This is a genomic window from Shewanella marisflavi (assembly GCF_002215585.1).
GTDB lineage: Bacteria > Pseudomonadota > Gammaproteobacteria > Enterobacterales > Shewanellaceae > Shewanella > Shewanella marisflavi.
The window spans coordinates 287655-302286 of record NZ_CP022272.1 but is presented as its reverse complement, the minus strand read 5'-3'; the positions used below and the strand labels follow the sequence as shown (position 1 = coordinate 302286).

Here is a 14632-nt window from a genome sequence, read left to right as displayed (position 1 = left end):
CAGCTTGATTGCTTCTCCATAATGAACCGTTATTTCTTCAACATATCCCGTATGTTGGCAATATTGGCGCGGCCAGATTGCACTCTTTGCTGCTCGGACTGTGGTGGTTTGCGGTTTTCCCAGATGAGATCATCTTGGGGCAATTCCATCAAGAAACGGCTCGGCTCACAACGCATCACCTCACCAAACTGTCGGCGCTCACGGCAGATCATAAACCATAGCTCCTTCTGAGCGCGGGTGATCCCCACATAGGCAAGGCGACGCTCCTCCTCGACATTGTCTTCATCTATGCTGGTTTGATGGGGCAAGATGCGCTCCTCCACCCCAACCATGAAGACATAGGGAAACTCCAAGCCTTTAGAAGCATGTAGCGTCATCAGCTGTACCTGATCGCCGGCTTCATCTTCACTGTTACGCTCCATCATGTCTCTGAGCGTAAGCCGAGTCACCACCTCTGGCAGGGTCATCCCTTCATCCAGCTCATCGCCTTCAAGCATCTCGGTTACCCAGCGATAGAGCTCGGAGATATTTTTCATCCGCATCTCGGCGGCCTTGGCACTGGTACTGGTTTCGTACAGGTAATCTTCGTAATTGATGTTACGAATCAGGTGTTTTACCGCTTCTACCGGTTCGCCCCGGTTCGCAGCCTCACCGGTATCGACAATAAACTTACCAAACTCGTACAGGGCCGACATGGCCGCCGGCGGCAGATGATGATTCAACTCCGCCTGAAAAATCGCCTCAAACATGGAGATATGTTTCTCGTTGGCGTAATTGCCCAGGCGCTCCAGTGTTGCCGGTCCTATACCGCGCTTTGGCAAGTTAACCACACGCAAAAAGGCGTTGTCATCGTCCGGATTCACCACCAGACGTAGGTAGGCCATGATATCTTTAATCTCGGCGCGGCCGAAAAACGAGGTGCCACCACTCAACTTATAGGGAATACGGTTGGTCATCAGGGCACGCTCAAGCAGGCGTGATTGATGGTTACCTCGATACAAGATGGCATAGTCGCCATACTGGGTCTTGCCAACAAACTTGTGGCGAATCATCTCGGCCACCACACGCTCGGCCTCCTGCTCCTCATTAGCGGCAATCAATACCCGCAGCGGCTCGCCATAGGCCAACTCACTAAACAGCGACTTGTCGTAAACGTGGGGGTTGTTGGCGATCAATATGTTGGCCGCTCGCAAAATACGCTGGCTGGAGCGATAGTTCTGTTCAAGCTTAATCAGCTTAAGCCTGGGAAAGTCCTTCCCCAAGAGCACCAGGTTTTGCGGCTTAGCCCCACGCCAGGAGTAGATAGACTGATCGTCATCTCCCACAACGGTAAAGCGAGCGCGCTCCCCCACCAGCAACTTCACCAGCTCATACTGACTGGTGTTGGTATCTTGATACTCATCCACCAAGAGGTACTGGATCCGTTTCTGCCAACGTTCGCGCACCTCTTGATTGTGTCTCAGTAGCAAGGTCGGCAATAAGATTAGATCGTCAAAATCCAGCGCATTATATGCTTTCATGTGCTGAGCATAACGCTGATAAAGCAGGGCAAACAGCTGAGATTGCTCATCTTTGGCCGTCTTGCGGGCACGCTCAGGGATCACCAGATCCCCTTTCCAATTGGAAATAGCCGTCATCAGCATGCGCAGCAGATCCTTGTCGCCATCGAACTCCTTTTCAGTAAGTTCTTTCAGCAGCGCCAGGGTGTCTTGGTCATCAAATAAAGAGAAACCAGGCTTAAGGCCGACCACCTTATACTCTCGCTTGATGATCTCCAGCCCCAAGGTGTGAAAGGTCGAGATCCACAAGCCTCTGGCCTCCTTGCGCCCCATCGACTGGGCCACACGCTCCTTCATCTCCCGCGCCGCCTTGTTGGTAAAGGTCACCGCCGCAATATTGCGCGCCTGATAACCGCACTTCTGTACCAGATAAGCGATTTTATTGATGATCACACGCGTCTTACCACTCCCAGCGCCAGCAAGCACCAGACAGGGACCAGAAACATAGTGAACAGCATCATTTTGACCGGGATTGAGCTTCATTGAACAAGAGTTACCAAACAAGAGAAATCATAAGATCGGCCAGGGATCATACCAGAATCTTTACCTGGGCTGAGACAAAATATTTATCCAAATACCGCCACCACTTCGAGAATCGGCTTTAACTGAGCCGGCAACACCAGGTAATCCCAACAAGCATTGCTAGCTCAAGCGCAGATCGACATTACATAAGAATGTGCGTCGCTAGGTTTTTAGTTGTCATCCTAGGCGGCTTAGGTACAATTCGAGCATATGCATTAGATGGCCAATGGCGGACAACAAAGATGATTAATCCCAAGAAGATCGAAGAAGTAGCTAAGCAACTTAGCGATAACCTCCCCAGCGGGCTTAAGCAGTTCGCCGGTGAGTTTGAAGAGAAGAGCAAACAGATACTGCAAAATCAGTTGATGAAGCTAGATCTCGTCTCTCGTGAAGAGTTTGATGTGCAACAGCATGTCCTGCTAAAAACCCGAGAGAAACTGGAAGCTCTGCAGGCACAAGTCGACGCGCTGGAAGCCAGACTCAGACAGCAAGACGAAGTGTAATCCTTGTTCCTGGGCCTTAGCCTAAACAGCCCCCTTTAAAAGAGCGCGAGACGCTCTTTTTTATTGCCCTTATTTGACCACAAGTGCTCATCACTCCGCCCACCTCTATAGACAAGCTTAAGATTTAATGGCGGTACTCCCCCTGAACGGTGATTCAAGGGGGATTTTCATGTTAACTCGCTTACCTAACTCTGGTGAGTGTGCTGACGCCCTTCTATCTACAACGATTATTTTTGTACAAGTAGATTAGCCTAGGCAGTACTTATTATGCTATCCGCCGCAACCCCACTGCTTTCAATCTCAGCCTATATTGCCAGTATCGTCGCCAGTCGCCAGTCGCCAGTCGCCAGTCGCCAGTCGCCAGTCGCCAGCGAAGTATGCAGCTCGGCTCTCGCTTAATCACACTCACAGACACTAGCCTAGCCCAACACCCTGCTTATAGGTTAGCCTAGTGCTTTTGAGGGGGGAAATTGATGCCAAAGACTCCATTGTTCAAACTACTGCTTCTCTGGGGCGGTTTAACTTTGATTCCTGCCGCCGTTTACCTCAGCGGCCTGACAATGTTTCCTCTACTGGATCTCAGCTCTTTTAGGGCACAAGTAGCCTATGGTCTCACCAGTTCGGGAACGTCTCCCTATGGCATCTTGACCGTCTTAGCCTTGCTCCTGCTCAGCTTCTTACGCCTACGTGGCCGATACTTCGCACCGCTGATATTAAGCGTCTCTCTGGCCATGGGACTCAGCTTAGGGCTAAATCATTTTCTAAAGCCTCACTTCGCTGAAGCCAGACCCAATGTGCAATTTCTGGCGGAAACCCTAGGCTTGCCTATAAAGCAGTTTTATCAAGCACCGAGAGACATACGGCGGGAGATCATGGCGCACAGCTTGGCATCCTTACCTTCACAAGAGATGCAACTATCGGCCAATATTCGCCACCACTGGCAGCAAGAGGTAGGGTTTTCGTTTCCCTCAGGTCACACTCTGTTCGCGGTGACATTGACCCTGGTTATTAGTTATTTTCTGCTGTTATCGCAACATGTTTTGCTACCGTCTCTGTTATGCTTATGGGCGATAGCAATGGGGTTTAGCCGTATGTTGCTCGGCATGCATTGGCCGCAAGATATCTTGGCCGCCACCTTACTCGGTGGCCTGATCGCCCTCACCTCCTTGCTGACCATAGAAAGGTGGCGCGCCATCAGGCAAAGCTAAGGTTTCACTTTTTCCGGCAACCAACATGACAAAACTACAACTCGATAAGATAGATATTCAGATTCTAAAGCTATTGCAAACCCATGGACGCCTGGCCAATCAAGAGTTAGCCGCGAGTATAGGCCTGTCACCTTCACCCTGTTCTCGCCGAGTTAAGGCGATGGAAGAGGCTGGGATCATTTCCGGTTATGCCACCCTGGTCGATGCCAACTACTTCGATCTCACGCTAACCGCCTATGTTCAAGTCCGCCTGGAAAAACACACCCAAACGATTCTCGATGATTTTGAACAGGCAATAGATAGCTACGACGAAGTGCTCGAATGTGCCCTACTGACAGGTAGCGACGCCGATTACCAGTTAAAAGTATTGGTCAAAAACATGGACACCTTTAAGCACTTTTTGCTGACGAAACTTACCAGCAGTCCACATATCGCCGGCATACGCTCAAGCTTCGTCCTTAAGCAGGTCAAAAACCGCACTGCCATCCCACTGCCCCAAATCGATGAGCAGATTGATGAGATAACTTGATAGATTGCACAATATTTCATTTATTTTGCCGCGCAATCCTATCGCGTCTGCCTGACTCACAGCCCAAGCTATGCAATAAATGCCTAACCAAAGCCATTTAGCGACAATTTATTGCTTGTTTTTAAAATTAGTTGAAATAGTTTCAAGCCATACCTTGGCCTTACGCCATTTATCGCCCTTGACCCACTATAATAAAGGACTATGATGCGCCCTCTTTAGCACAGAGGTGAGGTACAGATGAGCACGAAAGATACGGGACACTTCAGCTCCCGCATAGGTTTTATCATGGCTGCGGCGGGCTCGGCCGTTGGGGTTGGAAATATCTGGGGATTCCCCACTCAGGCAGCCACCCATGGCGGCGGTGCCTTCCTATTGGTATACCTGGTGCTCATCTTTATTTTGGGTTATCCCATGTTGGTCGCCGAGCTTATGATAGGCCGCCATGGCCAGACTAACCCCGCAGATGCCATGGCCAAGCTGGGCAGCAGTTCATTAAGTCGCGGCTTGGGTAAAGCCATAGGCTTCGCCTCAATCATCACCGCGACCCTCATCTGCACTTTTTACAGCATATTGTCAGGCTGGTTTGTCAGTTTTACCTTAGCACCTATAGCTCAACTCATGGGATCAGAGAGCTTAGCTCAATGGCTAATGGCCTTCTCGTTAGAGCGTAATTTACTCTTTAGCTTACTCTTCATGCTAATGGTGGTTCTGGTGATCCGCCAAGGGGTGCAGCAAGGCATAGAGCTGTGGTCTAAACGTCTCATGCCCTTATTGCTGGTGATCTTAGTATTAGGGGTTGGCTATATTCTGATGCAACCAGGGGCCAGCGAAGGGCTGAAGGTTTTGCTACTGCCAAACTTTGACAACATTTGGGAACCGCAAGTACTGATCGGTGCCCTGGGGCAAACCTTCTTCTCGCTGACCGTGGGGACAGGTGCCATGATGGTCTACGGCGCCTACTTGAATCAGCAAGAAAATGTGGCCAAGCTGACCGCTTATGTCACCCTAACCGATACCTGTGTGGCCTTTCTTGCAGCCTTGATGATCATCCCCGCCATGTATGTGGCACACCACAATGGGGTCGAGATCTTCGCCGAAGACGGTAGCCTGCTAAATGCCGACACCCTGGTATTTACCGTATTACCGGCGCTTTTCGACAGCTTGGGCGGTAACTTAGGGCAGATTATTGCGATTATCTTCTTCATTTTGATGACCATAGCAGGGCTAACATCGGCTATCTCTATCGTTGAAGTGCCCACCAGCTATATGGTAGAGAAAACCAAGATCAATCGTCACCGCGCCACCTACCTGGTCGGTACCGTCATCGCCCTGCTGGCAGCAATTATGGTGTTTAATTTTGATGCCCTGTTTGGGTTGGTGATCACCTTGACCACGGAGCGAGCGCAACCTTTCATTGCACTGGGTATCGCCTTGTATACTGGCTGGGTATGGCACAGAAACAGTCTGCTCAGCTCCATTGCTGCCCAAGAAGGCGCTAACCTAAAAGGATTCTTTTGGCGCATCTGGCCTATCTACGTTAAATATGTCTGTCCAGTGCTAATCCTGGCCATCATATTGCAGCTATTAACCGCCTAAAAATAGGGGCAAGGATACCTCCTGAACCTGATTTCCAGACAGATGTCGGGGGTGATTTAATTCGCCCTCGTCATAAGCCATTGCTAAGGGGCTGCTTGTCGCTCCAACCACTTGTATTTAACGCTGAGCAGGCGTATATTTTTTAGCCAGGACTAGCATTATTTGTTGGCGAAGACAGGCAGATCTTACTGACATAAATGAATATTTCATGACAGCGCAAGGGGTGAAATAGCATCATCTATGCAGAGCTGATACTGTGCTATTCAGAGACTGTTAAAGAAGGTTGTCTAACAGTCACCCTCACCATTTTAGTTTAAAGTTGGCAGCAAGGATGCCTATAAAGGGAGCTTATATGTGCAGCCCAATACACAGAAACTTAATCTTACAGAGTCTTCCCCCAACTCTCCCATTCATAAAGAAACGAAAGACCAGCCACGCATGGCAATGCTCTTTTTAAAGCGAGCACACCAAACATTACCTATTATGTTTTAGGGCAGCAGAGAGATTTCTATATCTCGCTCTTTAGCAAGTAAAACTGACCACGACAGATAGGCAGCGTCTTTGCTTATCTCACAAGGAAATGCACTCATGAAGAGAATAGTTGGCTTATTGGCCTCGTTAACACTAGTTTTCAGTAGTAATGCGCTTTTCGCGGAAGAAACGAGTAACGTGACTTTATTCACTAACGTCAATGTATTCGACGGCGTTAACGAAAAGCTCATTCAAAATGCGAATGTTGTCGTAACAGGGAATTTAATCACTGAAGTCTCTACCGAGCCTCTCGCCGTTGCAGGCGGGAAGGTCATTGATGGTGGCGGCCGCACCATGATCCCCGGCTTGATTGACGCCCATTGGCACACCACTTACTGCTGTACAGCCCAAAGTACGGTCATTACCGGTGATATCTTAGAGATCGCCATTCGCGGCGCACTCGGCTCCGAAGAGACTTTGCTCAGGGGATTCACCACGGTACGTGATGTGGGTGGCAATCCGTTCTCAACTAAGAAATTAATCGATGCGGGTGAGATCATCGGGCCCAGAATCTTTCCTTCTGGCCCTCCAATCACACAAACTGGCGGGCATCTTGACTATCGCCCCTACCAAGCGGTCCCCTCTAATCCCGCAGACTCACTCTGGTATTGGTATAAAAATGCAATGATGCTGCAGGCAGACGGCGTACCAGAAGTCATACTGCGCACCCGCGAAGTGATGCGTATGGGCGCCAGCCAGATCAAAATCGCCGCTGGCGGAGGTGTGTCTTCCCTCTATGATCCCCTGGACGTACGACAATACACCAAGGCAGAACTTGAAGCCTTCGTCGAAGTGGCAGAAACCTATAACACCTATGTACTTGCACATATCTTCACCGATGAAGCCGCGCAGATAGCGGTCGAAGCGGGCGTCAAGTCAATTGAACACGGCAACTTGCTCAGTGAAAAAACCTTGAAGCTGATGAAGAAAAAAGGCGCTTGGCTGTCAGTTCAACCCATTATCAACGATGATGATGCCATTAAATTTGATAACCCCGTCAGCACTAAGAAGTTTATAGAAGTCACTGAGGGTACTGATCGTGTCATCGAACTCGCGAAAAAGTTAGGGGTTAAAATGGCCTGGGGCACTGACATGCTTTTCGATAAAGAATTAGCGCGCAAGCAAGGCACTTTTGTCGCCAAGATGAAGCGCTGGTTTACTCCTTACGAGATCATGAAGATGGTAACCTCGAATAACGCAGAGTTACTCACTCTAGCCGGTCCACGCACTCCCTATAGACAAGGGGTTCTCGGCGAGGTGCGTAAGGGTGCCTACGCCGACCTGATCTTAGTCAATGGTAACCCACTGAAGGATATTGACCTTATTAGCGATGCCGCCACGAACTTCGACCTGATCATGAAAGATGGGAAGATCTTTAAAAATAAGCTGGACTAAATCGGCAGCAGCGACACAAGAATTGCGAAAGCAAAACTGGTGAAGCCAAAGATAGTACTCCACAACAGCCTGGTTATAGCAATATGACTAGGCTTTTCTTTAACCTTTGAACTCAAGACAATAGCCAAGTAACCCGGCTTAGGTGTACTGTTTGATGATCATCTCGACCACAGTTTGGGTGATCTCATCAAGCTTAGCTTGGCTAGGCAGTGGCTCACCTTGAATCAGCTGTGGCCAGAAACAAAACGCCTTGATCACTGCGGTAAACTGAATAACTAATACTTCGCTATTCGCAGCCTTGAGCGCCCCAGCAGCAATCGCCTGATTAAACCAGCCCGCCAAGGGAGACTCCTGCTTTGTGAATTCTGACATGGCACCCTGAATCAATTCAGGCTTATGAATTGCCTCGGCAATAATCACCCTAGACGTATCAATAAAACCTTTGGCACTGAGCAGCTTAATTTCATGCTGCACTAATTGTGTCAACTGCACGGCCAAATCTTCATCAGCGCGATAAGGAACAACCTCGAACGCACACAGCATCGCCATCATCTCAAGCATGATGGCACTAAATAACGCTTCTTTGCTGGGAAAGTGATTGTACACAGTGCGCTTTGATACATCGGCACGTTTGGCGATCTCGTCCATACTCGCCAGGCTAAATCCCTTGTTTTGAAACTCAACACTGGCCGCGCCGACAATGGCGGCGCGTTTAAGCTCTGAGCGAGTTAACTTTTTATCTTTCATTTTGATTAGCTAATTAGGTTTACCCTGGCGAACAGTGATTACTTTACACTGCTTAGTTTACTTTTTAAACCAAGTCTACATAAACAACACTAGCAAGTTTATATTTGCTGGTGACTATCAAGCTTAACGACCTCATTGCGTTTTACATCATCATTGAAGAAGTTTTCAATCGCCAGCATACTTAGCGCGGCCGCGATCCTTTATTGGTAAACTCTGACTAAGCCGCTGATGTTCCACCAGCCCTCTGCTCGCATCAGTTAATATAAATCGATAAAAAAGGCGCCCAATTTGGCGCCTTTTGGCTGACTTTCGATTGACTTGCTATTCGTGGAAATCGACTTTTACCTTCTTCGCATCTCGTTGCAACTCGGCAGGTTTAGGTACATGAATGGCGAGCACACCCTTCTTATACTTCGCCGTGATCTTATCGGCATCGATATTGAAGCCTAATGGGATCTGCCGTTGGAAGGATCCAAATGAGCGCTCTCTCAAGTGGTAGCCTTTTTCATCTTTCTCCTGCTCATGACGCTTCTCACCGCTGATGGTGAGATAGTTACCGCGAATGTCGACATCGATATCCTTCTCTTCCATATCAGGCAGTTCCGCCTTGATTTCGACATATTCGGCACACTCTTTAACATCGATGGCAGGCATGACGCCTAGCTCGGCACGTGCATTAGGCCAAGTCGTTAACCAATCTTTAGCAAAATCATCGAATACGTTGTCTAGCCGCGAATGCAGAGCGGTTCGCGGATCATCTTTATGAAAGATGGAGGGGAAGAAAGATCGCATAACAAGCTCCTTTGTCGGCTGAATCTCCATAGCGAGAGATTCAGAGGATTTACAAACAGCCCAAAGCGCAAGCCCTCTGGGCTCCCATACCTTAATTTTAGTTGTTAGCCCGCACTTTTCACGGGCAACTAAGCATTGTTTGCAGGTCAATTAATCCAGATCAAAACAGCTTTAAAAAGTGACTTTCACCCCGCCGATTAGGCACAAAATATGCGCTAAACGCCAGTCTACAACGCGAAGATCACCAATCAGTGTAAAACTATAAATAACAATGGTTTAAATCTGCCAAATTCTGATATCTGACGATTGATGCATGTCACTCAACATCAGGCAAAGCTGAGGTTCAAGACCTTCTTAAAAACCGCTTTTCGCTAGCCAACAAAAAGGGGGCTAAAGCCCCCTTTAATTCAATTGAGTCCGTAGCTAACGCAACACTTCCTGCAACGCCCTCAAGCAAAGGGCGACATTTTCACGCCGCGCGCCAAACCCCATCAAACCGATGCGCCAGGCTTTGCCTGCCAGCGCGCCTAACCCAGCGCCTATCTCCAGGTTATACTCCTCAAGCAGTTGCTTACGCACCGCGCCATCGTCTACCCCCTCAGGAATATAAACCGCGTTAAGCTGTGGCAGGCGCGAGCCTTCCTCGACCACGAACTTAAGGCCTAAATTTTCTAAGCCGTCACGCAGTAAGCCATGCATAGCTTTATGGCGCGCCCAGGCATTTTCCAGCCCTTCTTCGGCAAGCAGACGCAGCGACTCATGTAGCGCATATAAGGCATTTACAGGCGCCGTATGATGATAGCTACGCTTGCCGCCAGCCCCCTGTTCGCCACTCCAGTAGCCCATGACCAGGCTCTGATCTAAAAACCAGCTCTGCACCGGCGTCTTACGCGCCTTGAGCTTTTCTACCGCCGCCGGCGAGAATGACACTGGCGACAAGCCTGGCACACAGGAGAGGCACTTTTGACTGCCCGAATAGATAGCATCTATGCCCCACTCATCGACCCTAAGCTCGACACCGCCAAGAGAAGTCACTGCATCGACAATCGACAGGCAGTTGTGGGCCTTGGCCAACTGACACAGGCCCTTAGCATCCGACAGCGCCCCGGTTGAGGTTTCAGCATGGACGAAGGCAAGAAACTTGGCATCGGGATGGGCCTTAAGCGCCGCCTCGACATCACCTAGTGACACCGGTGTGCCCCACTCGTTATCCACCACCACAGCGGTGGCACCGACGCGCTCAACATTCTGGCGCATACGCTCGCCAAATACGCCGTTACGGCAGACAATCACCTTCTCACCCGGCTCAACCAGATTAACAAAACAGGTTTCCATACCTGCACTGCCAGGGGCTGAAACCGCTAAGGTCATGGCATTTTCGGTTTGAAACGCATATTGGATCAGAGATTTAAGCTCATCCATCATGCCGACAAACAAGGGATCTAAGTGGCCTATGGTTGGCCTTGCCTGCGCCGCTAGGACCTCGGGATAGACATCCGACGGGCCCGGGCCCATCAAGGTTCTACGCGGGGGATTAAAAGGGATAACTTTAGGTGCTGCTAACATCTCATGTCCTCTATCAAGCCTGAGCTTGAGAAGTAAGGGTTAAGGCTAACTGTCTGATTAATTGATGATGGAATTATGACAAATGCCATCACCACCCTACGGATGAACAGTTACTTTCGTGCCATGACTGGCATCTTATTGCTTTAAATCTGTTGCAAGATAACATAAAAAAAGGCGCCATCGCGCCCTTTAAAAGTGAAAGTTTGTCTCCGCTCGCGAAAGCGCAAGTCATTAGTCGCGATTATCCAGAAACAGCTTATAGGCAGGGCTCTGAGTCTCTTCCTGATAGACGAAACCCAGCTCGGTAAGAAACTGCTGAAAAGCAACGCTATCGCTCTCAGGCACCTCGAAACCGGCCAGCACCCGGCCATAGGCCGCACCATGGTTGCGGTAATGAAACAGGCTGATGTTCCACTTACTGCGCAAGGTGGTGAGAAACTTAAACAGGGCGCCAGGATGCTCGGGGAACTCGAAGCTAAACAGACGCTCTTGCAGCGGCTCTGGCGGCAGGCCGCCAACCATGTAGCGCACATGCAACTTGGCGGTCTCGTCGTGAGACAGGTCCTGCACCTCAAAGCCATCGCCTTCGAGCCGCGCCACTATCTCGTCTAGCTCCGCCTGACCGTGAGACAGGCGAATACCGGCAAACACCACTGCCTTTTCACGGCTAGAGAAGCGATAGTTAAACTCTGTCATGGCACGCTTTTCCAGCAGCTCACAGAAACGCAGGAAGATCCCCGGACGCTCCGGCACCTTAACCGCTAAAATCGCTTCTTTCTGCTCACCCAATTCACAGCGCTCGGACACATAACGCAGGCTATGGAAGTTGACATTAGCACCACTGAGAATCGCCGCGACCTTCTGCCCCTTGCCCTCATCACCGATATATTTCTTCAGCCCCGCCAAAGAGAGCGCGCCCGCAGGTTCGGCAATAGCACGGGTATCTTCGAAGATATCCTTCACCGCAGCGCAGATCTCATCTGAGGTTACCGTCACCACCTGATCCACATACTCACGGGCCAGCCTGAAGGGCTCGGCGCCGATCTGCTTTACCGCAACACCATCGGCAAACAGGCCTACCTGAGACAAAACCACCCGCTCATCGGCTTCCAGTGCTGCCTTGAGGCAAGCCGAATCTTCTGGCTCGACACCAATGATCTTCACCTGGGGCATCACCGCCTTATAGTAGGCTGCGATGCCGGCTATCAGGCCACCGCCGCCCACAGGCACGAACACCACCTCAAGATCTCGCTGCTGTTGCAGCATCTCTTGGGCGACCGTACCTTGGCCCGCGATCACCGCCTCATCGTCAAACGGCGCGACATAGATGCGCCCTTCGTCCTTTGCAAGCTGCTGGGCATGCTCATTGGCCATATCGAAGGACTGGCCATGCAAAACGACTGTGCCACCTAAGCGGCGCACCGCATCCACCTTAATATCCGGCGTAGTCTGAGGCATGACGATCACCGCACTCACGCCCCGCGCCGAGGCCGACATGGCAACCCCCTGGGCATGGTTACCCGCTGAGGCGCATACCACGCCACGCTGACACTCTTCCTGACTCAGCTCGGCAATACGATTGTATGCACCGCGCAGCTTAAAGGAGTGCACTGGCTGCATATCTTCGCGCTTGAGAAACACCTGGCACCCGAGGCGCGCCGACAGCTTATTGAGGCTGGAAAGCGGCGTCACCTTGGCGACATCATAAACCGACGACAGCAAGATCTTCTGCAGATAATAGTGTGCGAGATCCAGCTGGGACTGAGAGGCAAGAGCCAACATATTAATCCTCCAGCTTACTGACGTCGCGCACCGCGCCTTTATCGGCACTGGTGGCGAGCATGGCATAGGCTTTCAGCGCCAGCGACACGCTACGCTCACGATTGACCGGCTTCCAGGCCTGCTTACCACGGGCTTCCATGGCTTGGCGACGCGTCTCAAGCTCTTCTTCGCTCACCGCCAGAATGATTGACCTTGCGGGAATGTCGATCTCGATACGATCGCCGGTTTCCACCAATGCAATCGTGCCACCGGCCGCCGCCTCAGGTGAAACATGGCCGATAGACAAACCTGAGGTACCACCTGAGAAGCGCCCATCGGTGATAAGCGCACAAGAAGTACCCAGCCCCTTAGATTTAAGGTAACTGGTGGGATAGAGCATCTCTTGCATACCCGGGCCCCCTTTAGGGCCTTCGTAACGGATCACTACCACATCACCGGCAACGACTTCGCCGCCTAAGATACCGGCCACAGCATCGTCCTGGCTCTCATAGACCCGGGCATGGCCCACGAAGGTATGGTTGGCTTCATCCACCCCGGCGGTCTTGACGATACAGCCGTCGGGAGCGATGTTGCCCGACAACACTGCCAGGCCGCCCTCTTGGCTAAAGGCAAATTCGCGGGTACGGATACAGCCACCCTCGCGGTCGATATCGACGCTCGGCCAACGACAACTTTGGCTAAAGGCTTGGGTCGTCGGGATCCCTGCTGGGCCCGCCGAGAAGAACTGATGCACCGCCTCATCCTGACTCTGGGCAATATCATATTTAGCCAGCACGGCCTTGAGATTCTCGCCGGCCACATGGCTGACATCTGTGTGTAACAGCCCGGCTCTGTCCAGTTCACCCAAGATACCCATCACACCACCTGCGCGATGGACATCTTCCATATGATACTTAGGGGTCGACGGCGCCACCTTACACAGATGCGGCACCTGACGCGACAGGCGGTCGATGTCGGCCATGGTAAAGTCCACCTTGGCCTCCTGCGCCGCAGCGAGCAGGTGTAATACAGTATTAGAAGAGCCACCCATGGCGATATCCAGTGCCATGGCATTCTCAAAGGCCTTAAAGCTGGCGATATTGCGTGGCAGCGCCGATTCATCATCTTCACGGTAATAGCGATTAGCCAGCTCCATCACGCGGCGTCCAGCTTCTAAGAAGAGTTCGCGGCGATCGCTGTGGGTCGCCAACATAGAGCCATTACCCGGCAAAGACAAGCCTAAGGCCTCGGTCAGGCAGTTCATCGAGTTGGCGGTAAACATGCCCGAGCAAGAACCACAGGTTGGACAGGCACTACGCTCTATCTTCTCGCTATCTTCATCTGAGATGCGATCGTCTGCCGCCGCCACCATGGCATCCACCAGATCCAGCTTGATCAATTGATCCGACAGTTTGGTCTTACCGGCCTCCATGGGGCCGCCCGAAACAAATACCACAGGGATATTGAGCCTCAGGGCCGCCATCAGCATGCCCGGAGTGATCTTGTCACAGTTAGAGATACAGACCAGGGCATCGGCGCAGTGGGCATTGACCATATACTCGACGCTGTCGGCGATCAGCTCCCGCGAAGGCAAAGAATAAAGCATGCCGCCATGACCCATGGCGATACCATCATCTACGGCGATAGTGTTGAACTCTTTGGCAATACCGCCCGCCGCTTCGATGGCGCCGGCAACCAGCGAGCCCATATCCTTGAGGTGAACATGCCCAGGCACAAACTGAGTAAAGGAGTTGGCAATGGCGACAATTGGCTTGCCAAAATCGCTATCTTTTACGCCGGTCGCACGCCAGAGGGCACGCGCTCCCGCCATGTTGCGCCCTTGAGTACTGGTAGCTGAACGTAATTTTGCCATGACACTTTCCTTCTGTTGCATTAGGTGGCCTGGCCACCTGAGCGAAAATA

At 51.2% G+C, this 14632-nt stretch carries 12 protein-coding genes; 6 read left to right on the top strand and 6 right to left on the bottom strand.

What is annotated here, in order from left to right; translation table 11 throughout:
* Nucleotides 1-29: 29 nt before the first annotated feature.
* Entirely contained in the window at nucleotides 30-2042 is a 2013-nt protein-coding gene (gene rep / locus CFF01_RS01475) for a DNA helicase Rep (protein WP_033540555.1), read from the bottom strand.
* Nucleotides 2043-2323: 281 nt separating this feature from the next.
* Between rep and ubiK the strand changes: the two genes are divergently transcribed.
* The 6 genes from ubiK to CFF01_RS01450 all read left to right on the top strand — a co-directional run bounded on the left by ubiK (nucleotide 2324) and on the right by CFF01_RS01450 (nucleotide 7843).
* Nucleotides 2324-2584 carry a ubiquinone biosynthesis accessory factor UbiK gene (gene ubiK / locus CFF01_RS01470; RefSeq protein WP_033540556.1) on the top strand — a complete coding sequence of 87 codons (261 nt, stop codon included), beginning with the start codon at nucleotides 2324-2326 and terminating at the stop codon, nucleotides 2582-2584.
* A gap of 267 nt (nucleotides 2585-2851) precedes the next feature.
* Nucleotides 2852-2983 carry a hypothetical protein gene (locus tag CFF01_RS19340; RefSeq protein ID WP_269768268.1) on the top strand — a complete coding sequence of 44 codons (132 nt, stop codon included), beginning with the start codon at nucleotides 2852-2854 and terminating at the stop codon, nucleotides 2981-2983.
* 74 nt (nucleotides 2984-3057) lie between these two features.
* A complete protein-coding gene (locus tag CFF01_RS01465) occupies nucleotides 3058-3792 on the top strand; it encodes a phosphatase PAP2 family protein (RefSeq protein ID WP_088903616.1) in 735 nt (244 codons plus the stop codon).
* A gap of 25 nt (nucleotides 3793-3817) precedes the next feature.
* The gene (locus CFF01_RS01460; RefSeq protein ID WP_088903615.1) at nucleotides 3818-4321 is read left to right on the top strand and encodes an Lrp/AsnC family transcriptional regulator; all 504 of its coding nucleotides are present in this window, start codon (nucleotides 3818-3820) and stop codon (nucleotides 4319-4321) included.
* A gap of 237 nt (nucleotides 4322-4558) precedes the next feature.
* Nucleotides 4559-5917, top strand: coding sequence for a sodium-dependent transporter (locus tag CFF01_RS01455; RefSeq protein ID WP_088903614.1), 1359 nt, complete (start codon nucleotides 4559-4561; stop codon nucleotides 5915-5917).
* A gap of 588 nt (nucleotides 5918-6505) precedes the next feature.
* Nucleotides 6506-7843 carry a metal-dependent hydrolase family protein gene (locus CFF01_RS01450; protein WP_088903613.1) on the top strand — a complete coding sequence of 446 codons (1338 nt, stop codon included), beginning with the start codon at nucleotides 6506-6508 and terminating at the stop codon, nucleotides 7841-7843.
* A gap of 138 nt (nucleotides 7844-7981) precedes the next feature.
* Here the strand turns inward: CFF01_RS01450 and CFF01_RS01445 are convergent, their stop codons facing one another.
* The 5 genes from CFF01_RS01445 to ilvD all read right to left on the bottom strand — a co-directional run bounded on the left by CFF01_RS01445 (nucleotide 7982) and on the right by ilvD (nucleotide 14582).
* Complete coding sequence (locus tag CFF01_RS01445) at nucleotides 7982-8590, bottom strand: TetR/AcrR family transcriptional regulator (RefSeq protein ID WP_088903612.1); 609 nt, start codon at nucleotides 8588-8590, stop codon at nucleotides 7982-7984.
* 321 nt (nucleotides 8591-8911) lie between these two features.
* On the bottom strand, nucleotides 8912-9382 hold the full coding sequence (locus CFF01_RS01440) for an Hsp20/alpha crystallin family protein (RefSeq protein ID WP_033540557.1): 471 nt from the start codon (nucleotides 9380-9382) through the stop codon (nucleotides 8912-8914).
* A 423-nt stretch (nucleotides 9383-9805) separates the two neighbouring features.
* Nucleotides 9806-10948 carry a pyridoxal-phosphate-dependent aminotransferase family protein gene (locus CFF01_RS01435; RefSeq protein WP_088903611.1) on the bottom strand — a complete coding sequence of 381 codons (1143 nt, stop codon included), beginning with the start codon at nucleotides 10946-10948 and terminating at the stop codon, nucleotides 9806-9808.
* Between the two features lie 231 nt (nucleotides 10949-11179).
* The gene (ilvA, locus tag CFF01_RS01430) at nucleotides 11180-12730 is read right to left on the bottom strand and encodes a threonine ammonia-lyase, biosynthetic (protein WP_088903610.1); all 1551 of its coding nucleotides are present in this window, start codon (nucleotides 12728-12730) and stop codon (nucleotides 11180-11182) included.
* A gap of 1 nt (nucleotide 12731) precedes the next feature.
* Nucleotides 12732-14582, bottom strand: a complete 1851-nt coding sequence (gene ilvD / locus CFF01_RS01425) for a dihydroxy-acid dehydratase (RefSeq protein WP_088903609.1) — start codon at nucleotides 14580-14582, stop codon at nucleotides 12732-12734.
* Nucleotides 14583-14632: the final 50 nt, after the last annotated feature.

Bases quoted from the DNA above. Each gene is read 5' to 3' on its own strand.
- CFF01_RS19340 (WP_269768268.1), top strand. From the start codon at position 2,852: ATGCTATCCGCCGCAACCCCACTGCTTTCAATCTCAGCCTATATTGCC.
- rep (WP_033540555.1), bottom strand. From the start codon at position 2,042: ATGAAGCTCAATCCCGGTCAAAATGATGCTGTTCACTATGTTTCTGGT.
- ilvD (WP_088903609.1), bottom strand. From the start codon at position 14,582: ATGGCAAAATTACGTTCAGCTACCAGTACTCAAGGGCGCAACATGGCG.
- CFF01_RS01435 (WP_088903611.1), bottom strand. From the start codon at position 10,948: ATGTTAGCAGCACCTAAAGTTATCCCTTTTAATCCCCCGCGTAGAACC.
- CFF01_RS01460 (WP_088903615.1), top strand. From the start codon at position 3,818: ATGACAAAACTACAACTCGATAAGATAGATATTCAGATTCTAAAGCTA.
- CFF01_RS01440 (WP_033540557.1), bottom strand. From the start codon at position 9,382: ATGCGATCTTTCTTCCCCTCCATCTTTCATAAAGATGATCCGCGAACC.
- ilvA (WP_088903610.1), bottom strand. From the start codon at position 12,730: ATGTTGGCTCTTGCCTCTCAGTCCCAGCTGGATCTCGCACACTATTAT.
- ubiK (WP_033540556.1), top strand. From the start codon at position 2,324: ATGATTAATCCCAAGAAGATCGAAGAAGTAGCTAAGCAACTTAGCGAT.
- CFF01_RS01445 (WP_088903612.1), bottom strand. From the start codon at position 8,590: ATGAAAGATAAAAAGTTAACTCGCTCAGAGCTTAAACGCGCCGCCATT.
- CFF01_RS01450 (WP_088903613.1), top strand. From the start codon at position 6,506: ATGAAGAGAATAGTTGGCTTATTGGCCTCGTTAACACTAGTTTTCAGT.
- CFF01_RS01465 (WP_088903616.1), top strand. From the start codon at position 3,058: ATGCCAAAGACTCCATTGTTCAAACTACTGCTTCTCTGGGGCGGTTTA.
- CFF01_RS01455 (WP_088903614.1), top strand. From the start codon at position 4,559: ATGAGCACGAAAGATACGGGACACTTCAGCTCCCGCATAGGTTTTATC.